This window comes from Psychrobacter sp. GTC18467, assembly GCF_055397455.1.
The window spans coordinates 1,863,086-1,886,959 of the sequence record NZ_AP038920.1 but is presented as its reverse complement, the minus strand read 5'-3'; the positions used below and the strand labels follow the sequence as shown (position 1 = coordinate 1,886,959).

At 46.1% G+C, this 23,874-nt stretch carries 25 protein-coding genes; 8 read left to right on the top strand and 17 right to left on the bottom strand.

What is annotated here, in order from left to right:
- Positions 1 to 80 precede the first annotated feature (80 nt).
- The 5 genes from ubiA to tsaB all read right to left on the bottom strand — a co-directional run bounded on the left by ubiA (position 81) and on the right by tsaB (position 3,876).
- Positions 81 to 1,004: a 4-hydroxybenzoate octaprenyltransferase gene (ubiA, locus tag ACZ5XY_RS08275; RefSeq protein WP_464740686.1), complete on the bottom strand. Its 924-nt coding sequence runs from the start codon at positions 1,002 to 1,004 to the stop codon at positions 81 to 83.
- Positions 1,005 to 1,011: 7 nt separating this feature from the next.
- The gene (locus ACZ5XY_RS08270) at positions 1,012 to 1,275 is read right to left on the bottom strand and encodes a hypothetical protein (RefSeq protein ID WP_464740684.1); all 264 of its coding nucleotides are present in this window, start codon (positions 1,273 to 1,275) and stop codon (positions 1,012 to 1,014) included.
- Between the two features lie 30 nt (positions 1,276 to 1,305).
- A complete protein-coding gene (locus ACZ5XY_RS08265; protein ID WP_464740682.1) occupies positions 1,306 to 2,181 on the bottom strand; it encodes a class I SAM-dependent methyltransferase in 876 nt (291 codons plus the stop codon).
- Positions 2,182 to 2,185: 4 nt separating this feature from the next.
- Positions 2,186 to 3,028, bottom strand: coding sequence for an undecaprenyl-diphosphate phosphatase (locus ACZ5XY_RS08260; protein ID WP_464740680.1), 843 nt, complete (start codon positions 3,026 to 3,028; stop codon positions 2,186 to 2,188).
- A 107-nt stretch (positions 3,029 to 3,135) separates the two neighbouring features.
- Positions 3,136 to 3,876 carry a tRNA (adenosine(37)-N6)-threonylcarbamoyltransferase complex dimerization subunit type 1 TsaB gene (gene tsaB / locus ACZ5XY_RS08255; protein WP_464740678.1) on the bottom strand — a complete coding sequence of 247 codons (741 nt, stop codon included), beginning with the start codon at positions 3,874 to 3,876 and terminating at the stop codon, positions 3,136 to 3,138.
- A gap of 265 nt (positions 3,877 to 4,141) precedes the next feature.
- Between tsaB and ACZ5XY_RS08250 the strand changes: the two genes are divergently transcribed.
- Positions 4,142 to 4,951 carry an oxygen-binding di-iron domain-containing protein gene (locus ACZ5XY_RS08250; RefSeq protein ID WP_464740676.1) on the top strand — a complete coding sequence of 270 codons (810 nt, stop codon included), beginning with the start codon at positions 4,142 to 4,144 and terminating at the stop codon, positions 4,949 to 4,951.
- Between the two features lie 70 nt (positions 4,952 to 5,021).
- Here the strand turns inward: ACZ5XY_RS08250 and ffh are convergent, their stop codons facing one another.
- Positions 5,022 to 6,584 carry a signal recognition particle protein gene (ffh, locus tag ACZ5XY_RS08245; protein WP_464740674.1) on the bottom strand — a complete coding sequence of 521 codons (1,563 nt, stop codon included), beginning with the start codon at positions 6,582 to 6,584 and terminating at the stop codon, positions 5,022 to 5,024.
- Between the two features lie 280 nt (positions 6,585 to 6,864).
- On the opposite strand from ffh, the gene ACZ5XY_RS08240 reads away from it, so the two are divergent.
- Positions 6,865 to 7,656 (top strand): cytochrome C assembly family protein, encoded by a 792-nt coding sequence (locus tag ACZ5XY_RS08240; protein WP_464743829.1) that lies wholly within the window; start codon positions 6,865 to 6,867, stop codon positions 7,654 to 7,656.
- An 82-nt stretch (positions 7,657 to 7,738) separates the two neighbouring features.
- On the opposite strand, the gene ACZ5XY_RS08235 is transcribed toward ACZ5XY_RS08240, so the two are convergent.
- Complete coding sequence (locus tag ACZ5XY_RS08235) at positions 7,739 to 9,937, bottom strand: Ig-like domain-containing protein (RefSeq protein WP_464740672.1); 2,199 nt, start codon at positions 9,935 to 9,937, stop codon at positions 7,739 to 7,741.
- A gap of 453 nt (positions 9,938 to 10,390) precedes the next feature.
- Between ACZ5XY_RS08235 and rpmB the strand changes: the two genes are divergently transcribed.
- Together rpmB and rpmG are read left to right on the top strand one after the other, a co-directional pair.
- Entirely contained in the window at positions 10,391 to 10,627 is a 237-nt protein-coding gene (gene rpmB / locus ACZ5XY_RS08230; RefSeq protein WP_201533190.1) for a 50S ribosomal protein L28, read from the top strand.
- 39 nt (positions 10,628 to 10,666) lie between these two features.
- Complete coding sequence (gene rpmG / locus ACZ5XY_RS08225) at positions 10,667 to 10,822, top strand: 50S ribosomal protein L33 (protein ID WP_068037488.1); 156 nt, start codon at positions 10,667 to 10,669, stop codon at positions 10,820 to 10,822.
- Positions 10,823 to 10,910: 88 nt separating this feature from the next.
- On the opposite strand, the gene ACZ5XY_RS08220 is transcribed toward rpmG, so the two are convergent.
- The 9 genes from ACZ5XY_RS08220 to ispH all read right to left on the bottom strand — a co-directional run bounded on the left by ACZ5XY_RS08220 (position 10,911) and on the right by ispH (position 19,628).
- Positions 10,911 to 11,219, bottom strand: coding sequence for a hypothetical protein (locus tag ACZ5XY_RS08220; protein WP_464740670.1), 309 nt, complete (start codon positions 11,217 to 11,219; stop codon positions 10,911 to 10,913).
- Between the two features lie 120 nt (positions 11,220 to 11,339).
- Positions 11,340 to 11,648 carry a hypothetical protein gene (locus tag ACZ5XY_RS08215; RefSeq protein ID WP_464740668.1) on the bottom strand — a complete coding sequence of 103 codons (309 nt, stop codon included), beginning with the start codon at positions 11,646 to 11,648 and terminating at the stop codon, positions 11,340 to 11,342.
- Between the two features lie 23 nt (positions 11,649 to 11,671).
- On the bottom strand, positions 11,672 to 12,007 hold the full coding sequence (locus tag ACZ5XY_RS08210; RefSeq protein ID WP_464740666.1) for a hypothetical protein: 336 nt from the start codon (positions 12,005 to 12,007) through the stop codon (positions 11,672 to 11,674).
- 55 nt (positions 12,008 to 12,062) lie between these two features.
- Complete coding sequence (gene rpe, locus ACZ5XY_RS08205; protein WP_464740664.1) at positions 12,063 to 12,773, bottom strand: ribulose-phosphate 3-epimerase; 711 nt, start codon at positions 12,771 to 12,773, stop codon at positions 12,063 to 12,065.
- Between the two features lie 85 nt (positions 12,774 to 12,858).
- The gene (gene fghA, locus ACZ5XY_RS08200; RefSeq protein ID WP_464740662.1) at positions 12,859 to 13,752 is read right to left on the bottom strand and encodes an S-formylglutathione hydrolase; all 894 of its coding nucleotides are present in this window, start codon (positions 13,750 to 13,752) and stop codon (positions 12,859 to 12,861) included.
- Positions 13,753 to 13,845: 93 nt separating this feature from the next.
- A complete protein-coding gene (locus ACZ5XY_RS08195) occupies positions 13,846 to 15,339 on the bottom strand; it encodes a C13 family peptidase (protein ID WP_464740660.1) in 1,494 nt (497 codons plus the stop codon).
- Positions 15,340 to 15,567: 228 nt separating this feature from the next.
- Positions 15,568 to 17,610, bottom strand: a complete 2,043-nt coding sequence (gene htpG / locus ACZ5XY_RS08190; RefSeq protein WP_464740658.1) for a molecular chaperone HtpG — start codon at positions 17,608 to 17,610, stop codon at positions 15,568 to 15,570.
- Between the two features lie 169 nt (positions 17,611 to 17,779).
- A complete protein-coding gene (locus ACZ5XY_RS08185; protein WP_464740656.1) occupies positions 17,780 to 18,592 on the bottom strand; it encodes a thioesterase family protein in 813 nt (270 codons plus the stop codon).
- A gap of 73 nt (positions 18,593 to 18,665) precedes the next feature.
- Positions 18,666 to 19,628, bottom strand: coding sequence for a 4-hydroxy-3-methylbut-2-enyl diphosphate reductase (gene ispH / locus ACZ5XY_RS08180; protein WP_464740654.1), 963 nt, complete (start codon positions 19,626 to 19,628; stop codon positions 18,666 to 18,668).
- A gap of 210 nt (positions 19,629 to 19,838) precedes the next feature.
- On the opposite strand from ispH, the gene gmk reads away from it, so the two are divergent.
- Both gmk and rpoZ read left to right on the top strand, forming a co-directional pair.
- Complete coding sequence (gene gmk / locus ACZ5XY_RS08175; protein WP_464740652.1) at positions 19,839 to 20,489, top strand: guanylate kinase; 651 nt, start codon at positions 19,839 to 19,841, stop codon at positions 20,487 to 20,489.
- Positions 20,490 to 20,587: 98 nt separating this feature from the next.
- On the top strand, positions 20,588 to 20,848 hold the full coding sequence (rpoZ, locus tag ACZ5XY_RS08170) for a DNA-directed RNA polymerase subunit omega (RefSeq protein ID WP_464740650.1): 261 nt from the start codon (positions 20,588 to 20,590) through the stop codon (positions 20,846 to 20,848).
- Here the strand turns inward: rpoZ and ACZ5XY_RS08165 are convergent.
- The gene (locus ACZ5XY_RS08165; protein WP_464740648.1) at positions 20,845 to 21,051 is read right to left on the bottom strand and encodes a hypothetical protein; all 207 of its coding nucleotides are present in this window, start codon (positions 21,049 to 21,051) and stop codon (positions 20,845 to 20,847) included. The two genes, rpoZ and ACZ5XY_RS08165, sit on opposite strands and share 4 nt — an antisense overlap.
- A gap of 135 nt (positions 21,052 to 21,186) precedes the next feature.
- On the opposite strand from ACZ5XY_RS08165, the gene ACZ5XY_RS08160 reads away from it, so the two are divergent.
- Both ACZ5XY_RS08160 and ACZ5XY_RS08155 read left to right on the top strand, forming a co-directional pair.
- Complete coding sequence (locus ACZ5XY_RS08160) at positions 21,187 to 23,415, top strand: RelA/SpoT family protein (protein WP_464740646.1); 2,229 nt, start codon at positions 21,187 to 21,189, stop codon at positions 23,413 to 23,415.
- Positions 23,416 to 23,475: 60 nt separating this feature from the next.
- On the top strand, positions 23,476 to 23,856 hold the full coding sequence (locus ACZ5XY_RS08155; RefSeq protein ID WP_464740644.1) for a Rid family detoxifying hydrolase: 381 nt from the start codon (positions 23,476 to 23,478) through the stop codon (positions 23,854 to 23,856).
- Positions 23,857 to 23,874 lie beyond the last annotated feature (18 nt).

Here is a 23,874-nt window from a genome sequence, read left to right as displayed (position 1 = left end):
CGGCTTGACTGGTTAAAATTTCATATTATAACTAAAAAAATGTCTATTTTTAACTGAAAATTTTAAATCATGGTGATTGTTTAAATCAAACTTGCTGCCAAGCAGCTGATTAGCGTGAGTAAAAACACAAAGCGCCCCACCCAAATATTGGCTAAAAATGCTTGAAAACAAGCTTTCGGTTGCCGTGATAAACACGCCTTATTTTGCTTAGCAAACATCATTGCCACAAGCGCTAGCCCAAAAATCGGTAGGATACCAAGCGAGGTTGGCGCAAAATAATGCCAAAATACAATGCCCATCATCAGCAAAAATAACGATTGCAGCAGGGCAATTATCAAAACCTCATGGCGACCAAAGAGTATCGCCGTTGATTTGACCCCAATTTTTAAATCGTCCTCACGGTCTGCCATCGCGTACTGGGTGTCATAAGCCACCGTCCAGCACATATACGCCAAAAACAGCAACCAACACCAACTATCGGTCGTACCCAAAATTGCCACAAACGCCATCGGAATTGCCCAACCAAAAGCAGCTGCCAAAAATACCTGCGGCAAATGGGTAAAGCGCTTCATAAACGGATAAATAAACGCCAAAGCCACCGCAGCAAGCGACCAATAAAACACTGAAACTGGCAAAAATAATAGCAAACTTGCGCTTAACACCACCAAAACTAAAAACGCGGCAATAGCTTCACGACCTGAAAGCCTGCCATCGGCAAGCGGTCGCCCTTTAGTTCGGGAAACATGACCATCAACGCGCCGGTCAGCAAAATCGTTAATCGCGCAACCTGCTGCCCGCATCAAGATTGCCCCAATCGCAAACAAAATAAACACTTTGGCACTTGGTAATGCGGCTATTTTTCCTGAACTTTGCGCCGCGCTCATTGCTGCCAACATCACCCCCCAAAGCGTTGGCCAAAGCAAAAGCTCAATGCCAACAGGCTTATCAAAGCGGGTTAATTGGACATAAGCAAACAGCTTATCTTTTACGGTTAAAGTCATCATCACACTGCTATTTTTGATTGTTAGCGCCATCAAGCGACTGCCATAATTGCGCCGCTTCCACCAAGCTTAATTCAGGATAGTGCTGCCTGAGTGCTTTAATGGCTTCGATTTGGCTTTTATTTTGCGCCATTTGGTCTTGTAAAAACGCTTGCTGCTCGCTTGGGTCACGCTTTAGCAGCAATTGCGCTTTGAGCTTTTTATTTTCCATTCGCAGCCCAATGTTCATCAGCAACAGCGCCGCGACAAACACCCAAATTATCAGTGTTCCCATCACTTTCCCCCAACTTAAGCAATGCTTATCTTAGCATACAAAATAAGCATCAAAGCGCACGGCATCATTTTGCCATGAGTCATCAGGGGTCGTTTTTGCTAAAAACGGCGCTTGCTTGGGGCGTTTGACAATAACGCGGCAGGTTTTATTTGGGTTAATTAACAAAGCTTTGGCATTTGCTAATAATTCGCTTTCCTCGCTAAGCGTGGGTGGTGGCGCGATATGATGCAGCGCTTGCATTCGTTTATTCACTTGCGCCCCGCGACCGGATTTTGCATCTAAATAACTGTCCTCGGGAAACATCGGGTCTAAATAAACCACGTCAAAGTCAGCTTGAGCTTTATTCTGACTTTGATAAAACGCTTGCAAATCCATAGCGTAAATTTGCAATCGTGCCATCAGCTTTTGCCAGTTTTTCTCATGGCTCATGCGAAACTGTTCAGCGGTCAGTAACAGCGCCATCATCGGCAATTTTTCAAGCAAGGTGACGTTCGCGCCGCTACTGGCTAAAATCAGCGCATCATGACCAAATCCGGCGGTGGCGTCCAATACCTTGCTGCTACTGGTAATTTTTGCCGCTTGCAACAGTAATTCAGATTTGCGACCTGCCGTCACTATCCGCTTTTGCAATTTATCCCAACTTGGCGTGACCTCACCTTGGGCGCTTAACCAAGTCAGTTTATTATGCTTATCCAGCCATAAATTTGGCGTGTTATCAGCCGCTAATATTACTTGCTGCTTTTGCGAGGGCTTTTTATCAAGCTTGCTTATCACAAAGTTTATTGGCAGTTGCCGCTTGACAATCAGGGCAATTAACTCATCAATGTACGGCTTTTGGCGGTCATCAGCGTAATTTAATTGATAAGTTAAGCGATAGTTGAGCTGATGATTGTTTTGCCCTGTCATTGTCTTACCCTGCCATTTGATAGCCAAAACCCCAAGCTGCAATCAAAACGGCAATTCCGGTGATGATTCGCAGCCAAGCAAAAATCTTAAAGTCGCGGCGACTGACCCAAGCCACCAGCAAGCGGATACAAAGCAGCGCCACCACAAATGACACCACCGTGCCAACGCCAAGAACTGCCCAATCTTCAGAAGTTTGCATGACATCACCGTGCTTTAACAAATCGAGCAGCGCAGCACCAACAATCACCGGAATCCCTAAGAAAAAAGAAAACTCCGCCGACGCCTTTCGCGATACCCCAAGCCAAAGTGCGCCAATAATCGTCGCCCCTGACCGCGACGTCCCCGGAATCAGTGCCAAACATTGAATCAAGCCAACCAGTAACGCCGTTTTAAAATTAACGTCCTCAGCTTCTTCGGCGATGATTTTTTTAGGGCGATTTTCCACGTAAAAAATTAACAAGCCGCCAACAATTAGCATAATGGCAACAATCACCGGATGGAACAAATACAGCTTAATTTCATCAGCAAAGGTAAAGCCGACCAGCATCACCGGAATGGTGGCAATAATCAAGCTCAATCCCAATTGGCGCGGATTGCTCATGCCTTCAGCTTTGCCAGTGAGCAGTCCTGTCAGCGCATGCCAAAGCCTGCCCCAATAATCGTAAATGACCGCCAAAATTGCGCCCAATTGCACCACCACCACGAACAAATCGACCTTTTCTTTCGTCCAAAAGCGCATCAAATCGGCGGATAAAATCAGATAGCCGGTGCTTGAAATGGGCAAAAACTCAGTGATGCCCTCAACAATTCCCATGATGACGGCTTTAATTAATAGCAAAATATCCACAATAAGTGTCCTAAAACAGCGCTTTTGCTGTGATGATAATAGTTGGCGAATAAAAAATGAATGGTAAAAATCAGGCTTTATTTTTATAGCTTTTGCAAATTTTATCGTTAAGCTTTGCCCTGCTCTTTTAAGGTTTTCCAAGCTTGGTTGCGAAGGTAGTTTGGTAAGGCAAGTTCGGCGTTAACGCCGCCAGTTGCCGCAAATTTTGCCGCGCCCAATTTGGCAATAATGATAGCGTCAGGGCTGATTTGCTCAAAAATGGCTTGCTCGGGCTGCAACGTTAAAAACGGCGCGCCATTACCAAAAGTCGGTAGCTTAAGCGGGGTCGGTGATTGGTAATCAAGTAATTTTTCACCATCAACGTTAAATAATTCTGGGTTATTTTTTTGGTCAGCGCGTTGATTGTGATTTAAGTTTTCTTCAATAACTGGCGCCATAATTTGGCTTGCCGCATCTAGCTGATATTCGCCAAAATAAACTTGCTGCATCCGCGCATCAAGGGCGCTGTAACCGTGGGTGACACCAAACTGCTCAAAAGCGCTTTGGGCAATGGCTTGCAAGCTTGACACACCAACACAAGGCAAATCATGGGCAACCGCTAGCGCTTGGGTGACGGCGGTATTGATGCGAATACCGCTAAAGGCGCCAGGACCTTGATTAAAAATCAGCGCTGAAATTTCGGCTAGGCTGAGGTTTGCTTGGGTTAAACAGTGCTCAATCATCGGTAGGATTTGCTGAGATTGTTGGCGTTTTCCAAGCTCAGTTGCTGCCGCCAATACGTTTTGCTTATCATCAATAATGGCGACCGAGCATTTATCAAGCACGGTTTCCATGGCTAAAAAGGTCATATCTTGCGCCCAAGCTTCAACTAAAAAAGAGCGCTTATCATAGCATTTTGATTGATTTTTGGTGGCAAAATTATCTTGATTTCACAGTTTCTTCATCACCAAGAATTTCACGAAATTTGACTCTGGCTTAAGCAGCTTCAAAGGTATTTAACTTTAATCCCCCATGCTTTATAATGTTTTGCTATTGTTGACTAAAATTTATAAGCAAGGCTAAGCGGTTTTACCGCCCTTTTACGGATAACCGCTTAACTTGCCGGAGCGCCTCATGCATCATCACGTTTTATATGACGATGGTCACCACAAATGCGTGGCTTTTTCTATGCCTCATGACGAGGAAAGCGTCCCATCAAACCAGTTTTTAATCATCGATGGCAATGATGCTGCCGTGATTGACCCTGGTGGCGATTTGACCTTTTCTCCGTTAACGATTAATATCATCAAACACACGCGGCTCAACAACATCCGCTACGTCATCGGCTCGCACCAAGACCCTGATATTATCGCCTCAATGCCGCGCTGGCTGATTCATGTTGAGCAAGCAAAATTGCTGATTCCTAAAATTTGGGAGCGGTTTTTGCCGCATTACAATTCAGCCTTTACCAAAGGTCGGCTCAAAGAAAGCTTGGCAGCGCGCTTGATTACCATGCCCGATAGCGGCGGCTTTTATCCCCTTGGTAAAAGCGGTATTGTGGCGATTCCGGCGCATTTTTTGCACTCGGTGGGCAATTTTCAATTTTACGACCCCATCAGTAAGATTTTGTTTTCAGGTGATATGGGCGCGTCCCTTGTTGGTGATTCAGGCGTTGCGGTGAGCGATTTTCAGCAGCATATTAGCAAGATGGAAGGCTTTCACCGCCGTTATATGCCAAGTAAAAAAGCCACCAAACTGTGGGCGGATGCGGTTCGCGATTTGGACGTATCAATGATGGTACCGCAGCACGGCTGTAGGTTTGAAGGCGATGAGATGTATCAGTTGTTTTTAGACTGGATAAGTCAGCTTGATTGCGGCATTGATTTGTTCACGGCGCAAAATTATCAATTTAAGCAGCATTTGCCTGTTTACGAAGACGGTTAACACGGACTTTTGCGCCATAAAAAAGCCCCAAAATTAGCTTGGGGCTTTTTTAGTGGTTCAAAATCAGCCATTAAAAGCGGGTTTTAAACTTTTTGGGTGCTTGGTTTTGCAAAGCTTGCATTTGCTTTTGCATCTCCTCCGCACTTGGCAAGTTGTTTGGGTCAAGTCCCATTTGTTTGGCAAGCTGAGCTTGATTGACATCTTTCATGCCAGCGCCTGCCGCTGAAGCAGAAGCAGAAGCATTGTTGCCACCAAATAACGGACCGCCGCCGCCCGTTGCCCCACCAGCTAAGCCTTGCATGGCTTTCATCATTTTGCTGATGCCTTCAGGTTTAGAAATCATTTTCATCATTTTTGCCATTTGCTTGTGTTGTTTGAGCAAGCGGTTGACGTCTTGGATTTCACGACCCGACCCTGCGGCAATTCGGCGCTTGCGGCTTGGGTTGATTTTATCAGGATTGCGGCGCTCAAAGGGGGTCATTGAGTTAATTAAAGCTTCCATCTCGCGGACTTTTTCTTCAGGTTTGGCTTCCTCAACGGCTCTTTGGATGTCTGAGCCGCCCATGCCGGGCATTTTATCCAAAAATCCTGCCATGCCGCCCATATTTTTCATTTGCTGAAATTGGGTCAGTAAATCCTCTAGGTCAAACTCGCCGCCTTTTTGGATTTTCTTCGCCATTTTTTCGGCTTTTTCGCGGTCAATTTTTTGCTCAACTTCCTCAACCAAGCTTAACACGTCGCCCATGCCAAGGATTCGCTGGGCAATACGCTCAGGGTGGAACACATCAAGCGCGTCTAGTTTTTCGCCGCGACCCAAAAATTTAATGGGCTTGCCAGTAATTGCACGAACAGACAACGCCGCGCCGCCGCGAGCATCACCGTCAGTTTTGGTTAAAATCACGCCAGTTAATGGCAGCGCATCGTTAAAGGCTTTGGCGGTATTTGCCGCATCTTGACCGGTCATTGAGTCAACGACAAATAAGGTTTCAGACGGGTTAACCGCAGCCGTCAGCGCTTTGATTTCGTCCATCATCACATCATCGATGTGCAAGCGACCGGCAGTATCAATAATCAAAATGTCTTGGTATTGAATTTTGGCTTCTTCAATGGCGCGGCGGGCAATGTCAATCGGGCTTTCATCAACGCTTGAGGGCACAAACTTGGCATTAACTTGACTTGCCACTTGCTCAAGCTGCTGAATTGCCGCAGGGCGATAAACGTCGGCAGAAACGAGCATGACTTTTTTCTTTTGCCGCTCTTGTAAATATTTAGCAAGCTTCCCTGCCGTGGTGGTTTTACCTGCCCCTTGCAGCCCTGCCAGCAAATAAACGACCGGCGGCTTTCCGGTCATTTCAAGCGCTTGGTTGGCGCTGCCCATCATTTCGGTCAGCTCATCGTGAACGATTTTGACAAATGCTTGACCGGGGGCAAGCTCTTTGAGCACTTCTTCGCCAAGGGCTTGTTCTTTGACGCGCTTCACAAAGTCGCGGGTAACCGGAAGCGCGACGTCCGCCTCAAGCAGCGCCATTCGCACCTCGCGCAGGGTGTCTTTGATGTTGTCCTCGGTCAACTGGCTGGTGCCGACGATATTGCGTAGGCTTGAGGATAGACGTTCGGTTAAGGTATCAAACATAACAAGCTCTCTTTAATTTTAATAACGCTATTATACGATAATTGGGGGCGTCCCGCCTTAAAATTGATTAAAATCAGGGAAGTAACGTTGACAATTAGCAATCATTTTTATTAAAAAATCAAACTATCGCCTACTTTTTAAAGGACGAATAACAATAACTCTCAATTAATGGCTATTTTATGCTAAATTGAAGCATTATTCTAATCATACCATTTAGGCGGCTAAGACCGTAGTTTTTAGCTGATTTTCAATGGTGCGGTTCATGGTTGAGGATTTGCCTGTGCTTATGGCATTTGTAATCGCAGTTATGGCTTATGCCGCGGTCAGTGGCTATCTGTTGTGGGCGCTTTTGACGGACGCGACCATCAATAAAATCATCAGTGTGGCATTATTGACCATCGCTTTGATTGGTCACGCCGTTGCCCTTTATCCGCATATTTTTACGCTTTATGGGCTAAATTTTAACTTATTTAATGTGTTAAGTTTAATCAGCCTGTTGTTTGTGTTTTTTTATGTGCTGTTCAGCTTATATCGACCTATTTTAAGCTTAGGGATTCTGGCCGCGCCAACTGGGCTTATTGGCGTAACGCTTGGCTTTGTTGGTCGTGCGCCCTATCGACCGATGGCTGAGGTCAGTCTTGGTCTTGAAGCGCATATCTTGCTGTCGTTTGCCGCTTATTGCGTGCTGCTTATGGCAGCGGTTCAAGCGCTGTTTTTACGGCTGCAAATCCGCGAATTAAAACACCAAAGTATTCACCGCTTTTGGGTCAACAAACTGCCGTCTTTACAAAGCATGGAAAGCCTGCTGTTTGACATGATTTTGATGGGATTTGTGCTGCTCAGTATCGCGCTTGGACTTGGCTTTGTTTATGTTCAAGATTTGATGGCGCAGCACATCGCTCACAAAACGGTCTTTAGTGTGCTGTCTTGGCTGCTGTTTGGCGTACTGCTACTTGGTCATTGGCGCTTAGGTTGGCGCGGCAAACGGGCAGCAAATATCACCATTTACGCATTTATTTTATTGGCGATGGGCTTTGTGGGCAGTAAGTTTGTGCTTGAGATGATGCTTTGATCGAGTAAAAATAAGATATAAATAATAAAAAAGCCCTAATTGAGATTAGGGCTTTTTAGTATAATTTTAATAAATTGACAAATTAATATACGGTTATTGTTCGCGTAGTTTTGGTCGCGTCTGGTGCAGGTGATTGAACCACAATTTTTATTTGGTCACCGCGGCGGCAATCTTCGTAACTAATACCGTAGCTGACTTGAGCACTAGGAATTTTACCTATTCCTAGGTTGACTATATTGGGAACAGTCTCAAAACCGCTGGTTATTTCAGCTTTACAAGTCACGTTTTTATACTCCACCGTTAATGACGCCCCATCGGTTAACCCTGTTGAAGCCATACCTGTTCCATCTGCCCCAATAGATACAGAAACTGAAGTAGATCCTGATTTGACCGCCACAGAGCTGTTAGGCTCACCACCTGTCACATATATAACATTACTTTTTAACGTCGCTTGAGGCGAATAATCAGTTTTGTCCACAGCGCTGACTGCAATAGTCGTTCCGGATGCCATCGAAACCGTTCGCTCAGAATTACCAAACATTCTAAATGCTACAAATCCAGTTCCTGAAGGAAAAGGACTTGGCAAACCCTCAAAGGTTGGTGTATTTTCAGCAAGGCCCATCACAAATTGAAAGCGTAACGTTGCTGCTAACTGGTTGTCACAAGTTCCAGCAATATTAGGTTGGCTAAAAGATGAAGCAGCACAAACTGCTCCTGAAGCACCACGTTTATAAACAAACTCACCTAACCCACTGTCATATCGATTATTCTCGTTATCATCACGGAAAAAATCTCCGATATTACGTGTTAAGATATCTACGCCCGCTGTATATTTATTGTCGCCATTGACGTCAGTATAGCTTTTGTCGCCTTCCACATAGGCAATCACTGAGGCGCGGTAGTCTACAGGTCTTGGGTTTTGAGTGCTGAACTCAACACTACAAACGCCGCCTTTCGTCATACAGTTAGGCTGAACTCGACCACCTTCACTGACAAAGCTGACTACGGTTCCATCTGGAACAGGATTTCCCACACGGTCAATCAGACGCGCGGTGATGGTAGCGGTATCACCATCAACGCCATAAGCCAGTACGTTTTTACTCATTGAAATACTGACGCCATCTTGTGTGGCACGACCGGTTGCGACAGAGACATTTTTTGATAAGGCGGAAATGTTTGGATCATTCGCTAAGGTGGCTTTAATTTCTACCGGTCCTGGCAGTACGCCAGGATAAAGATTAACCACCACCTTACCTTGTGAATCACTCTTCACAGTTTGTGGAGCTTTGTTATTTAGGCTAACAAAGCTAAAGTCAGTTGGCGCATACTGCTGACTGATAATGACTTCTTTATTTGCCGCAGGGCGACCGTTGGCATAAACGGTAAACTCTAGTTGCCCTGAACTTGATGAGCCACTATTGCTCGCGCCTAGTTTAACTTCATTGGCTGTGGTATAAACGATTGAGCTTGCAGCAATACTTGCAATATTAACCGTTACCGTTTTTCTTGCACTTGGGGCGTTTTCAGGAGTAATTGTTATTGTTTGTGTACCCTCGCAAAGATTGCCGGCTTGGTCAATGGCTTGATAAGTGGTGATGATGTCACCTTGGTTACTCGAAACCACGCTATTTTTATCAAATGATCCACAGCTAGCGCTAAAGTTGACGGTCACATCATTTTGATAGCTATTGGTTAACGCATCTTTGGTCTTGAGAGTAATATTAGTATTACTTCCAGATTGCAAAGTGCTGCTAGCAATAAGGATATTATCAAGAATCACATTTACTGACTGAAGCGTAAAGTAATAAGCTGGCGTTACTGCTGTGGCGTCATTATAACTTGCTGTAGCAGTGAGCTGATAGCTACCTGTATCTGAATTGTTGATAGGTTTAACAGAAATGCTTGCTTCACCGGCTTCGTTAGTCAGCACCGCACCATTCGTAGAGCCAAAGGTTACCCCTTCACCAGCAAAGGTTACAATAGCATTACTGATAGGATTGCCTTTTTCATCAATAACACTAACGGTCGCTTTAGCACCAGCTGAGGTAATAACTCGGGTCACATCGCCATTGGTATCGGTCAAAGCGATGCTTGAAATGTTGACCTTTTCAACAGGAGCTCCTGTGCCATCTCCGCCTGGGGTTGGCTGAACGCCTAAATCAGGAGTTGGCGCTAAGACGTCTGTACCATCGCCACCTCCGCATCCAGCAAGCACTAAAGCTAAGCTTAGCGCACCCAACTTAAAGAGAACTTTTGAGGAAGTTGGTAATAACAACGGCATGATTAAGACTCCAAAAGCAATAACTGCATCGCCCTTATCGTAAGGCGTAGAATTGACATTGCAGCGCGCAACTATAGTTTTATAACAAAGTGTAGTTAAATTCTAACAGTAACTTTACTGACTTTTGTCTTAAGTTACAACCAAAACTTTGTTTTTTGGGTCAAATAATCAATTACATAGCTTTTATAATGACGACTTGAGCCGATCAAGGATTATGGCGTGATTAATAAAAACATTTGAATAATCAGCGTTTTTATGGTATAAATGTCGGCTTTAAAAATTTCTGAATTGCCTTTGGATTGTCATCTGCCTTTAGTGACAGCTTTTAGGTCAAATCAACCTTCATTCAGCTCGTCTTGGTGCAATGTATCGTGTGCTGCGTCCATGCCGCAAAATTGCGCGCTTTGCCCAGACCGACGTAACGCTTTACGTCTTATAGATTAGGAGTTCGCCATGTCTAAAGTTTGTCAAGTGACTGGAAAGCGCCCTATGGTGGGTAACAATGTTTCGCATGCAAACAACAAGACCCGTCGTCGCTTTTTGCCAAACCTTCAAAACCACCGTTTTTGGGTTGAGTCTGAAAACCGCTTTGTTCGCCTTCGTGTGTCCACCAAAGGTATGCGCGTTATCGACAAATTAGGTATTGATAAAGTGCTTGCAGATTTGCGCGCCAAAGGTCAAAAAATCTAAGCCCAAGCGCTTGATTGCCATTATTTAAAGGAAATTGTCATGAGAGATAAAATTAAATTGGTATCAACTGCTGGTACTGGCTATTACTACACCACCACCAAAAACAAGCGTACCATGCCGGGAAAAATGGAAATCAAAAAATTTGATCCAAAAATTCGCCAGCACGTGATTTTCAAAGAAGCGAAAATCAAGTAAGTTTAACACTGCTTTTTTAGGGTAAAAAAAGGGCTTATCGATGGATAAGCCTTTTTTATGGTCAACTTTTAAAGCTTTCACGATTGAGCTAACTGTAACGCGTTGGCTCTTGGTCGTAAACCTGAGCATGCCAGCGGCTGATTTGCTTTTGCATAATCACTTGAATCGCCGCTTGAATCATATGCTGACCAATGGCATGGGTATCCGTACCAAGCAGCTCTTTTAGTTTGTCCGAAAAATCAATGGTCATTAAAGCGTCATCACTACTGCCCGTTTCCCGAAGTAGCAGCTGACCTTGGTCATTTTCTATCAGCTCAAGGGTGGTTTCTTTCGCCATTTTTGCAAATCGTTCAGTCTCAAGGTCAAAATCAATTTCTTTATCAATGTCATAGGGCATTGTCGTCATCCTTATTGTCCCGATTTTTTTACGGGTAATCGTGTCATACCCTTACAATGGATGCTTTTTATTCAAAATTCAAGGACAATTATGCAAGCCATCAAGACCTATGGCTTGGCATTAACGCCAATAGCGCAGCTTGGCAAGGGTAAATAAAAACGCCACAAACATGCCCAAATAGTAGGTCAGCTTCAAATCAAAGCTTGGGTCGCGATATTTAAGCGGCAGTGCTGCCGTTGCTGTTGCGGTTGGGATAATCAGCAGCATCAGCAGCCAGTTTTCAATGACGTTCAGCCAACCTTGCAACCCTGTGCCGTGACGTAAGGCGCCAAGCCCAAGCAGCAGGCAGCCAATAATAAGGGCAATAAATAAGACCTTTGGCAGCTCTTTTGGGAAAATCAGCGCTGCCACGTTAAAGGAGTTTTGCATAAGCTTGCCTCAGTCAATCACAATCAGCTGTACGATCCCATCAGCCAAAGCATGGAAATACAAGCGGTAAGCCAACCGAGCGTTAGGGCATTGCGCGACGCAATGTTTACCCCTTTAATCTTATTTACAATTCGCGAGCCGACCCAAAAAAACAGCGGAATGCCAATCACAAACGCCGGAACGATAACGGCAGCATGAGTTAACACCTCCATCACATCGTCACCGACAATCAAGCGAAAAACATAGCCTGCCAGACTTAAAATTAAAGCAAAAATCGCAAGCCCAATGGTAATGCCTTTAGGAACAAGGCTTTGCGTTGGTTTTTCAGCTTTATTTAAGATTGAAAAATGAGCAGTCATAAGTCACCTCATTAAAAAATGCGTTGACACTATCGCAATTAGGCGACAGCCTTGATTACGCCTGAGTGGCTGATTTAGTTACCTTTGCCAACTCCGCGCGCAGGGCATCAATAGCGGTTTTATAATCGGCTTGATTAAAAATTGCTGACCCTGCCACAAACATATCCGCACCGGCTTCGGCAATGTCGCGGATATTTTTGGCATTTACGCCGCCATCCACTTCAAGGCGAATGTTACGACCGCTTTGGTCAATGAGTTTGCGAACCGCGCGAACCTTATCCAGCGTACTTGGGATAAACGACTGACCACCAAAACCGGGGTTGACGCTCATGAGTAGGATTTGGTCAACTTTATCCATCACATGGTCAAGGCAATGCAGCGGAGTTGCAGGATTAAGCACCAAACCACATTTTGCGCCGCCATCTTTAATCAGCTGCAAAGAGCGGTCGATATGCAAACTTGCCTCAGGGTGAAAGGTGATGATGCTTGCCCCTGCCTTTAAAAACTGCTCAATCATGCCATCAACAGGCGATACCATCAAATGAACATCAATCGGCGCGTCAATGCCAAAGTCACGAAGCGCTTGGCAAATCATGCTGCCAAAGGTCAAATTTGGCACGTAATGGTTGTCCATGACATCAAAATGAACCACGTCCGCCCCTGCCGCCAAGACGTTTGCCACCTCCTCACCAAGCCTTGCAAAATCGGCAGATAAAATGGAGGGCGCAATTAGATAATCAGAAGCGACAGAGCGGTTGGCAGTCATAACATTTCCATAAAGTTTAATGAGCAAGATGAATAGCACTTACGTTATGGGTATGATAGCAAAAAATTGCAATCGTAAACATGGCTTAAAGCTGAGCCATTTGATAATGATGCTGGATGTGGTCATTGATAAAACTTTGAATAAAATAATAGCTGTGGTCAAATCCGGCTTGGTAGCGTAGTGTTAAAGGCTGACCGGCTTTAAAGCACGCCTCTTGCAGCTTTTGCGGCAGCAACTGACCGTCGTGAAAAAATTCATCATCCGCGCCTTGGTCGACCAAAATGCTTGCGTATTGCTGTCCTGACGCTGCTATAACTTTGGCGGCATCCGCAGTTTCCCAAAGTGCTTTATCGTCGCCAAAATATTCCAAAAATGCCGCTTGACCCCAAGCGGACTCACTGGCAGCGCAAACCGGTGACAACGCCGAAACGCTGACAAATTTACTTGGAAATTTAAAGCCTAATAATAACGCGCCGTGACCGCCCATCGAGTGCCCCATGATGCCAATGCTGCTGATAGGAAACTCGTCACGAAGCAGACCATAAAGCTCATCGGCGATATAGCTTTGCATATTAAAATGCGCTGACCAAGGCTTTTGCGTGGCATCAACGTAATATCCTGCCCCTTGACCAACAAAATAGCGCTCATCATTGGCAACGTCAATGCCGCTGTTTTCATCACTTCTTGGCGAGGTGTCAGGGGCAATAAAAATCATCCCAAGCTCGCTACAAAGCGCTTGAAAATGGGCTTTGTGAGTGACGTTATCGGCATTGCAAGTCAAACCGGATAAATACAAAATCGCAGGGCAGCGCTGACCTGAAAGCGCATCATCCGGCAGATAAATACTAAAGTTCATTGGCGTTTTGGTGGCGGCTGAGTTGTGGCGGTAATAATGCTGCTCGCCATTAAAGCAGCGGTTGCTTGATGTTTGGGTCAGCTTTGAGGATACGGATAAGCGATGGGGATAAGAAAAAGTCATAATCAGCTCCTGATATGTTGTTATTATGGATTGCGGTTAAGACCTTAGCGTAAATTGACGCTATCGGCAACCGCTGCCCTTTTCCTTTACTATTTAGTGGGCTTGTTCATCGGCACTGCTCATGGTCAGCGCAGGCTCATTGCTAATGGCGGCAGGGTCATCAATCGAATCAGCAGTCAGCGAATCAGCGCCGGCATTGTCGCTTGCAGTGCCATAGCGGTTATCAAACAAGACCTTTTCAAAGGCAGGAAGCGCGGATTTCATGAGGCTTCCGACCGCCATTTGCGGCTCAGACGGCTCAAATCCCATCACGCTTTCGCGAGCTTGAACGCGAAGTTTGGCATTTTCAAAGGCATGGGCAAAGCTGTCACTTTCGCGCAAACTTTCGGCAAAAAAGGCTTGCCCAAAATAGGTCATTTCCGCCGAGTTGGTACAGCCAAACGACATTTTATCGGTAGCAGACGCGGTAATAACCACCGTTGTTGGGGTCATGAGCTCGTCAATAAACGACCCTGAATAACACGCTGAAATCACAATCACCCGCCAGCGGATTCCGGCGGCATCAAGCGCGCCTTTGAGCCATTTTGGGTCGAGGTTTTCCAAATCAAGTGGCGGATTGGCAAGCTGAAAGATGTCCTCGTTGCCATGCGACGACAGCGTTAAAAACAGCACATCTTCGTCAGGATTCATCTGTTGACCGATGGTTTTTAAGCCCTCTAAAATACTGGTTTTGGTGGCAACCGGCTCTTCAAGCCAACTGTAAGTGTTGTTAATCAAGGCAAGCGAATGATTTTTTGTGCCAAATCTGACATCAAACAGCTGCCGGACTTTATCAATTTCGGAGCGAAAAACGTTTTGCTCGGCAAATCCTGCCACGCCCATAAAGTACCAATCGGTCTTGCCATTGGTGCTTGCCTCAACGCGGCTTAACGCTTGCCGCAACAAAAACGGCTGCTCATAAAAAGCGCGCTCTTCTAATACTGGCGTGACCACCACCGGCTTAAAAATCGGCTGGTCAGCGACGTTTTTTTGCCAAATGGTCAACAGCGCCACCGCACCAATCAGCACGATTAAACGCTCCCACCACGGCGTCCGAAAGCGGCGCGCAAAAATCCATAAAAGTGCTAAAGTTTGCCATAAAAACAGCAGCAAAAATAAAATCGGTAAAAATGCGTAGCTCCAATCAAACAGCCAACCATGCGACCCCAAAAATTGAACGGCGCTTTGCAACAGCGCTGACAACGTATCGGCAACCAACCACAAAATTGCCGGAACAAAGACCATTGATTGATTGCCAACGCGACCGGCTAAAATAATCCCGCCAAGCACAATAATCGATGGCCAAATCAAATAGCTGACCAAGCCTTGCTCGTTAAAAATACTGCCAACGTCCGCCGCCAGCCAAGAAAACAACACGTTGCTGGCAAGGGCGAGTAGCGCAAATAAAATAAATTGCCAAAGCGTCGGCTTCACCCAAGCAAAGGCGCGCGTTGAGCCAACGAGCATCCATAACGACGCAATAATATTGGCAATCACATTGAATGAAAAGCGGTGCAAAGAGACAGTTTTAGGCGACGATAGTGGCAAGACTTAAGACCCCTAATTGGGCAATAACTGCTAATTTTAATAAGCAACCGTTATTAAGATTAGCAGTTATTGCTAAGTTGACGGACAGCTTTTAGTTTATATGGCTTATCTTTCGCAATTGTAACGGATTGTGACGAAAACACCTAATAGTTCCTGCGGCAACAAAAAAAGGTCTGAAATTCAGACCTTTTTATCATTCATTGATAATTTTGCTTAAGCGTTATTAAGTCATTTCATGAGTAGCTCATTAACGCGTTTTAAATAAGCAGCAGGGTCTTCAAGTTGACCACCATCGGCAAGCAGCGCTTGGTCAAAAATGACTTGCGCTAAGTCGTCAAACTGCTCGCTTGACTCAAGCTTTTTAATCAATGGATGCTCAGGGTTCACCTCAAGCGTCGGTTTTACTTCAGGAACGTCTTGACCCATTTGTTTGAGCATTTGAATCATTTGCGGCGACAATTCACCCTCACCGATCACAAGGCATGCTGGACTATCGACCAATCGGGTGGACACGCGAACGTCTTTGGCGCGACCGCTTAAGGTTGATTTAAGCTTATCAACGACTGGCTTTAAATTTTCTTCGGCTTTTTCAGCTTCAGCTTTTTCGGCGTCATCTTGCAAGTCGCCCAAATCTACCGCGCCTTTGGCGATATTTTGAAGCGGCGTGCCGTCAAATTCGGTCAAGAAATTCATTGCCCAGTCATCAACGCGGCTGGTCATTAAAATGACTTCGATGCCTTTTTTCTTAAATAGTTCCAACTGCGGGCTATTTTTAGCCGCCGCTAAGTTGTCCGCAGTTAAATAATAAATCGCTTTTTGACCGTCAATCATGCGACCTTTGTAGTCTTCAAAGCTGGTCGTTACCTCATTATGGGTGCTGGTGGCGTAGCGAAGCAGCTTGGCAATGCGCTCTTGGTTACCCATGTCCTCGCCAAGACCTTCTTTGATGACGTCGCCAAACTCGCGGTAAAACTCGCGGTATTTTTCTTGTTTGGTTTCATCTTCGCTGTTAGCAAGGCTTGCAAGCAAGGTTAGCACGCGGCGGGCGTTACCATCGCGGATAGATTTGACATCGCGTGATTCTTGTAGCAACTCGCGGCTGACGTTCAATGGCAAGTCGGCTGAATCAATCACCCCTTTCACAAAGCGCAAATACATCGGCAACAGCTGGTCGGCGTCGTCCATGATAAATACGCGCTTGACGTAAAGCTTTAAGCCATGCTGCTGCTCGCGGGCATACAAGTCCATCGGTGCTTTTTTCGGGATATAAAGCAACTGGGTGTACTGAACGCGACCTTCAACGCGGTTATGCGTCCAAGTTAGCGGCGCATCAAAGTCATAGGTGATGTTTTTATAAAAGTCGATGTACTCGTCATCGCTAATGTCCGACGGGCTTCGCGTCCAAAGCGCGCTGGCTTTGTTGATGGTTTCCCACTCATCGGTCAGCACCATTTGACCGCTTGGCGTGCTGTCGTCCTCGTCCTCTTTAACATCTTCTTGCCAAACTTCTTTACGCATTTGAATCGGCAAGCTGATGTGGTCAGAGTATTTATTAACCAGTTGCTTGATTTTATTGCGGTCTAAATAATTGCTTTCAAAGTTACTCTCGTCGCTGTACTCGTCTTTGAGGTGCAAAATGATGGTCGTTCCGCGAGTTGGCTTATCAATGGTTTCAACGGTGAAAACGCCGGTGCCATCGGAAACCCAACGGACGCCTTGGTCACTTGGGACGCCCGCTTTTCTTGACTCCACGGTGATGGTATCAGCCACGATAAACCCTGAATAAAAGCCCACGCCAAATTGACCAATCAATTGACCATCTTGTTTTTGCGCGTCGGATAATTTGTCTAAAAAGGCTTTGGTTCCTGACTTGGCAATCGTTCCTAAGTTTTCGATGGCTTCGCTTTCGGTCATGCCAATGCCGTTATCAATAAAGCTGATGGTTTTGGCATCTTTATCAACCGCAATGCGAATTTTAAGCTCGCCGTCGTCTTCATAAAGACTGTCATCGGTGTTGGCTTCAAAGCGTAACTTGTCGCAAGCGTCGGAGGCATTTGATACCAATTCACGAACGAAAATATCGGCGTTGGAATACAGGGAGTGGGTCACCAAATGCAATAATTGCGCAACTTCAGCTTCAAAGCTGTGCTGAGTGGCGTTGCCTGATGTGCTACTTTGGTTTTGCTGTTGGGCTTGGTTTTCTTTAACGTCGTTTTCGGTTTGATTTTCTGCTTGATTGTTAGCGTTTTCGGCTTGAGTCGTATCGCTCATGATTGCTCCTTTTTAAAATTTTTAACTAAAAATTACCGCAATTGCGCCATTATTCCCATAACGGCGGCGCTGAGATTACAAATAAGGTCAGCTAAAAATATTTCAAGCCAAAAGGCGATTTTTGTAATTTTAAAAACTTTTAGATGTTTAAAAGGCGCTGAATAGAATGCTACTTTGGCATCGGTCGAACGGTTAAAATCTGCTCGCTGCGACCAAAAGGACCATGAATGTCATGCAAAATGGCGCTGGTGAGACCAATACCATCGTCGCCAAATTGCTGAACCGCTTCAATGCCAAGGTTGCGACCGATGGGCGCGCGAAATAAATGAACTTGCAAATCAGTATTGGGAAACATCCAATCGGCGTCATCAAGACCAAGCCCCAATCGCGGAACAACGCCATTTGCCGTATCCACCATTCCCATTAGCGCGGTCAAATCCGAGGTCGGCTCGCCTGCCACCATGTCAACGTCAGTGGTCACCCAAACCATGCCGCGACCGGCTCGGCGCTTTGGCACCGAATACAGCTTTAGCGTTTTAATAAAGCCACCCGGCCAGCGGTGCATCTCGCCCCACTCGGGCAAATCGCTTGGCGCAAACTCGGATTTGCTATCCTCAATCCCAAAAATGGCACTGGTATCTTGGGTGAGCAGCCGCCAAGCCCGAGCGACAATACAATCGCGACCGTGAACGCTTAACACCGCCTCAAGTAGTGCAATGGTTCGCCCTGAGCGCACAAAGCGCGTGGTAATGGTGGTGTCATTAAGCGGAATTCGTCCTAAAATATCAAAGCTAATCCGCGCGATTCGCATATGCTCACTAGGGGCAAAATGCTCAAGCTCGCGAGTGATTAGCCCCGCCGCTGACGCCATGTGTTGGTCGTCCAAATTCCAAGTCCCTTGCGCGTTCAAAGTCGGCTGGTAGTGGGCAATACAAGTGCCATCTGCTTGATGACGACCAAGGCAGTGGTAATAAGCGCTCATAAATTTTCCGTTTTTTAACGTATGATTGTTTCGCTTTTGCTTTTTAACATGGCTTTTAAGAAAACTGACTTTTTTAAATTTGGTGGGTCAAGTCGGTCACCGGAATTCGTAGCGCTTTTGGTAAGCTAAAAGTGATGTTCTCTTCAATGCCCGCAAGCTCGTCAGGGACTTCGCCGCCCCAATCTTGCAGCGTTTTCAGCACTTCTTGAATCAGCACTTCAGGAGCGGACGCGCCCGCCGTTACCCCAACGCTACTGATGCCTTCAAACCAAGTGGGCTGCATCTCACTGGCGTTATCAATCAAATACGCTTTGCAGTTCATGCGCTCAGCAAGCTCGCGCAAACGGTTGGAGTTGGACGAGTTTGGCGAGCCGACCACAAGCACCACCTCACAGCGCGTAGCTAAGTCTTTCACCGCGTCTTGACGGTTTTGGGTGGCGTAGCAGATGTCGTCTTTTCTTGGACCTTGAATGGCAGGGAATTTTTGCCGAAGCGCATCAATCACGCGCGCCGTATCGTCCATGGATAAGGTGGTTTGGGTAACAAAAGCCAGTTTGTTTTCGTCATTCACCCGAAGCTTGGCAACATCGTCTTCATCTTCAACCAAATGGATTTGACCACCGTGGCTGCTGCTAAAGCGCCCCATCGTGCCCTCGACTTCAGGGTGACCGGCATGCCCAATCAGCACCGCATCCATGCCATCTAAGGCAAATTTGGCAACTTCCATATGGACTTTGGTCACCAGTGGGCAGGTGGCATCAAATACCGTTAGGTCACGGCGGCGGGCTTCATCTTCGACCGCTTTTGACACCCCATGAGCAGAAAAAATCACCACCGCGCCGTCCGGAACTTCATCCAATTCTTCAACAAACACCGCGCCGCGATTGGCAAGGTCGGACACCACAAATTTATTGTGAACGACCTCATGGCGAACATAAATGGGCGGGGCAAATCGCAGCAGCGCTTCATTAACAATCGCAATCGCGCGATCGACACCGGCACAAAACCCACGCGGATTGGCAAGATAAATTTGCATAATTGACCTAACTTTTGGAAAAGTAACAGAATAAAAGGCGAAAATCAGTTGCCTTACTTTAGCATAACTTCGCTAGTGAGTGGTTTACCGCCACGTTAAAAACACCACCTTTTGCGTCACAGGCGCGACTTTAGCCACAAATGGCGATATAATAGCGATTTGCGGCGGTAACTATTTTTCTTTTCCGCCTATTGACGCTAGGATAATTGCATGACCGGATCACTGTTTATCATCACGGCCGCCTCAGGAACGGGAAAAACTTCCCTCGTCAAACAACTGGTCGCCACCACCAATGATTTGAGCGTGAGTATTTCACACACCACGCGCGCGCCGCGAGCCGGCGAAATTGACGGTCATCATTATCACTTTACCGACATTGACAGCTTCACCCAAGCGGTAAATGACAATCAGTTTTTAGAACATGCCTTTGTTTTTGGCAATTATTATGGCACCTCAGAAGCCAGCGTTCGCGACCAACTAAATGCCGGCATTGACGTGATTTTAGAAATTGACTGGCAAGGCGCGAAACAAGTTAAAACCATTTTCCCAAACGCCACGATGATTTTTATTTTACCGCCAAGTGTGGCAACGCTGCGGCAGCGGCTTTCCACACGCGCCACCGACAGCAAAAAGGTGATTGAAGAGCGCTTAGCCGGCGCCGTTGCTGAAATGTCGCAATACGTTAACGCCGATTATGTGGTCATTAATGACAATTTTGAGGTGGCGCTTGCTGAGCTTAAATCTATCATCATTGCCGACAGACAAACCCTTGCCCGTCAGCAAGAGCGCTATGCAGTTACCATCAATGCGCTGTTAAATCACGACGTCAGCGCTGATTTGGCAGAGCTTGCCAAGCGCTAAGGCGAATTGTCGTTAAAAATCCGCTATGAGATGGATAAAACTGCTATAATGGCAGTCATTTTGCTGACCATTTATTTTGACAAACACAGAGGTGACTTATGGCTCGCGTAACGATTGAAGATTGCTTGGATAATGTAGATAACCGTTTTGAGCTGGTGTTGGTTGCAAGCAAACGCGCTCGGCAATTGGCAAAAGGCGTTGCCGAACCCATGGTTGAGGTGGACAACGACAAGCCCACCGTACTTGCCCTTCGCGAAATTGCTGCCGGTAAAATTACCCGCGATATTTTAAATCAGCCGGAGCACAGCTTTTCAGCAAGCTCGCTTGACTTGGCATTGTCAAACAATCACGGCTTTTAAGTTTGCTTTTTTAACGCTGGCTTTTTAAAAGCGTCTAAACCACAGTTAATCTGTGGTTTTTTTTGGGATGAAATTGCGCTACTCTTTTTAAGTTTTAAGAAAATACATTTTATCAGCCTATCTTTAAATTTTTGCTTGATTGATATTGTCAATCGCAAGCTTTTAAGTGAATTTTGCTGACAAGCTGCTAATAAGGTTGACATTATTGACCTTTTCATATTAATTATAAGCGGGGTCAGCAATTTTAACTGCCCTAAAAGATGTTTGACGCCAATTTTTTTGCCAAACCCTTGCTATAACAGCGCGATGGCGCTTTATTTCTCTAGGATAGCCAATTTATGGATTTATCGCTTCCCAAGCTAAGTCATCAAATGGTCGATGAGGCGCAATATTCCTTGCTGCGCTCCGTTGGGTATTTAAGCGCGGCAGAACGCCGTGATATTATTGATGCTTGTGAGTTTGGCGACCAAGCGCACATCAATGACCGGCGCAAATCCGGCGAGCCTTACATCACCCACCCGATTGCGGTGGCGGAAATTTTGGCAGGGTTTCGCTTAGACCGTGACACCATTATCGCAGCGATTTTGCACGATACGGTTGAGGACACTGAGGTCAGCGACGATGAAATTGAGCAGCGCTATGGTGAGGTGGTCGCGCGCCTCGTCGATGGGGTGACCAAGCTGAAATCCTCAAGCCATAATAAGCAGCAAAATAAAGCGGCAACCTTTCATAAAATCCTGACGGCAACGCTTGATGACCCGCGAGTCTTGATTATTAAGCTTGCTGATAGGCTGCATAATATGTCAACGCTGGATGCCGTTCGCCCTGAAAAGCAGCGCGCCACCGCTCAAGAAACGTTGGATTTTTATGTCCCCTTTGCCCGCCTTATGGGACTTAACGACATTGCCGACTATATCGAGGTGCTTTGCTACCGCAACCTTGATTCGACCATGTATAACAAATTGTCCGACAAGTTGCTGCAACACGGTTTGGGTCGCAATTTTCAAAAAGAAGCCATTCATCGCTATTTAACCATTGTGTTGAATAACTTAGGGCTTAGCGGTCACGTGAAAGTCTTGGACAATCAGGTGACGATGTTCCGGCAGTTTTTTCGCAATCGCGGCGAAATCACCTCCTTGTTACGCCAATACGCCTTTGAAATCGTCCTTGATAACGTTGAGGCTTGCGACAAGCTTGCCTATTATTTAATAAAAAAATATCAAATCGATGATGCCCATATTGAGGACAATATCAGACGCCCACTTCCTGGGGGCAATCAGTCGTTGACCTTGATTTATGAGCGTGACAACGACTTTATTAAGGCAACCATTTTAACTAAAAAAATGCAGCATGCCGCACGCTTAGGGGTGATTGGGGCAGAGCACGCCTCCGATGTCAGCCAATCGGTGATTCAAGCCTCGCTTCGCAATATGAAAGAGTTGGTCAACGATGACCAATTAGATGAAAGCAGCCCCGATTTTGCAGCGGCGGTGGCAACCATTAACGAGCTGATGGATTATTTGCATTCCAGTAAAATCATCTGCTACAGCCCGCAAGGTCGCGCTTATGAGCTGCCGCAAGGGGCAACGGCGCTTGATTTTGCTTACGCGGTAGGTCCGATGGTAGGAAATGTGGCGGTTGGCGCAAATATTGATGACAAAAAAGCCAAGCTTGGCACCGCGCTTAAAAACGGGCAACTGGTCGAAATCGAAGTTGATGAAACCTCCGAACCCAAAGCCGAATGGCTCGGTTTTGTGGTGACCAACAAAGCCCGTGAAGAAATTTTGCGCTGGTTTAAGCATTTATCAGCAGAAGAAAAGCAGCGCCACGGTCAAGAAGCTTTAGATCGCGCCTTAAAAACCTATCAAAAAAGCTTGAACGATTTAACCCAAAACGATTGGGAAAACCTGCTTGAGTGGCGCGGCATTGACGATAAAAACGCGCTGTTTGAGCAAATCAGCTCAGGAACGCTGTTGCCGCAGCTTGTGGTGTCGCGATTGTTTAGTGACGAAGTTGCTTGCGCGCAAGCCATCACGGCATTAGACGAAGACGCCACCCCGCAGCCGCAGCAATTGGTTGCCAATGCCGCAGGGGTTGAGATTGACTTTGCCAAATGCTGTCACCCGATTTATGGCGACCCGATTGTCGGTCACTTATCGCGCCACGGCTTGGTCGTTCACCGTCATAAATGCTTTTCACTTGATGACATTAGAAAAGACAATCCGTACCAAATCATTCAGCTTGCTTGGCGTGAGGACAAGGCAGGCGCTCAAGCCGTACCAAAACCAAACCCCAATCCAAACGCGCCCAATATTCCAGAAGAATATTACGAAAAAATCCGCTTTCCGGCATTTTTAAAGCTGTCAATTGCGTTGAGCGATGAGCAGATCAGCCAAGTGATTTATCAGTTGCGCCAGTCCTACATTGGCGTTGAAAGCATCGAGGTTCGCGCCACCGACACCATCTTGCACGTGATTGTCCGAAGCCGAGTCCACCTTGCTCAAGGCATTCGCGAACTGCGCTCGTTACTTGGTTTTCCCAACATTATGCGGCTGTATCAGCTGTAGTTTTCTTTTGATTAAAAAATTTTTATAATACTGTTTTATCACTACCACAAAGGATAAGTTATGAGCCGTCAAACCATTCACACCGACCTTGCCCCTGCGGCCGTTGGCACCTACTCGCAAGCGGTCAAGGTTGGCAATACCGTTTATATTTCAGGTCAGCTTGGTCTTGACCCAAAAACAATGGAACTTAAAGACGGTTTTGACGCCCAAGCAAAACAAGCTTTTGCCAACATCAAAGCCATTTGTGAAGCCGCCGGTGGTAGCTTAAATGATGTGGTCAAATTCAACGTGTCATTAACGGATTTAAATGACTTTGCCGCGTTAAATACCGTTTTTGAAGCCAATTTGAGCGCGCCTTACCCTGCCCGAGCGGCAGTTCAAGTAGCAGCCCTACCAAAGGGCGGCGTGGTCGAAATTGAAACAATTATGTTTATTGAATAATTTGCTTTATTAAAAATC

Coding starts and splice junctions, on each gene's coding strand:
- ACZ5XY_RS08185 (WP_464740656.1), bottom strand. CDS start 18,592: ATGAGCGCTTATTACCACTGCCTTGGTCGTCATCAAGCAGATGGCACT.
- fghA (WP_464740662.1), bottom strand. CDS start 13,752: ATGACTTTTTCTTATCCCCATCGCTTATCCGTATCCTCAAAGCTGACC.
- rpoZ (WP_464740650.1), top strand. CDS start 20,588: ATGGCTCGCGTAACGATTGAAGATTGCTTGGATAATGTAGATAACCGT.
- ffh (WP_464740674.1), bottom strand. CDS start 6,584: ATGTTTGATACCTTAACCGAACGTCTATCCTCAAGCCTACGCAATATC.
- gmk (WP_464740652.1), top strand. CDS start 19,839: ATGACCGGATCACTGTTTATCATCACGGCCGCCTCAGGAACGGGAAAA.
- ACZ5XY_RS08210 (WP_464740666.1), bottom strand. CDS start 12,007: ATGACTGCTCATTTTTCAATCTTAAATAAAGCTGAAAAACCAACGCAA.
- ACZ5XY_RS08235 (WP_464740672.1), bottom strand. CDS start 9,937: ATGCCGTTGTTATTACCAACTTCCTCAAAAGTTCTCTTTAAGTTGGGT.
- ACZ5XY_RS08160 (WP_464740646.1), top strand. CDS start 21,187: ATGGATTTATCGCTTCCCAAGCTAAGTCATCAAATGGTCGATGAGGCG.
- ACZ5XY_RS08215 (WP_464740668.1), bottom strand. CDS start 11,648: ATGCAAAACTCCTTTAACGTGGCAGCGCTGATTTTCCCAAAAGAGCTG.
- ACZ5XY_RS08220 (WP_464740670.1), bottom strand. CDS start 11,219: ATGCCCTATGACATTGATAAAGAAATTGATTTTGACCTTGAGACTGAA.
- ACZ5XY_RS08165 (WP_464740648.1), bottom strand. CDS start 21,051: ATGTCAACCTTATTAGCAGCTTGTCAGCAAAATTCACTTAAAAGCTTG.
- rpmB (WP_201533190.1), top strand. CDS start 10,391: ATGTCTAAAGTTTGTCAAGTGACTGGAAAGCGCCCTATGGTGGGTAAC.
- ACZ5XY_RS08155 (WP_464740644.1), top strand. CDS start 23,476: ATGAGCCGTCAAACCATTCACACCGACCTTGCCCCTGCGGCCGTTGGC.
- ACZ5XY_RS08270 (WP_464740684.1), bottom strand. CDS start 1,275: ATGGGAACACTGATAATTTGGGTGTTTGTCGCGGCGCTGTTGCTGATG.
- rpmG (WP_068037488.1), top strand. CDS start 10,667: ATGAGAGATAAAATTAAATTGGTATCAACTGCTGGTACTGGCTATTAC.
- htpG (WP_464740658.1), bottom strand. CDS start 17,610: ATGAGCGATACGACTCAAGCCGAAAACGCTAACAATCAAGCAGAAAAT.
- rpe (WP_464740664.1), bottom strand. CDS start 12,773: ATGACTGCCAACCGCTCTGTCGCTTCTGATTATCTAATTGCGCCCTCC.
- ACZ5XY_RS08265 (WP_464740682.1), bottom strand. CDS start 2,181: ATGACAGGGCAAAACAATCATCAGCTCAACTATCGCTTAACTTATCAA.
- ACZ5XY_RS08250 (WP_464740676.1), top strand. CDS start 4,142: ATGCATCATCACGTTTTATATGACGATGGTCACCACAAATGCGTGGCT.
- ubiA (WP_464740686.1), bottom strand. CDS start 1,004: ATGATGACTTTAACCGTAAAAGATAAGCTGTTTGCTTATGTCCAATTA.
- ispH (WP_464740654.1), bottom strand. CDS start 19,628: ATGCAAATTTATCTTGCCAATCCGCGTGGGTTTTGTGCCGGTGTCGAT.
- tsaB (WP_464740678.1), bottom strand. CDS start 3,876: ATGACCTTTTTAGCCATGGAAACCGTGCTTGATAAATGCTCGGTCGCC.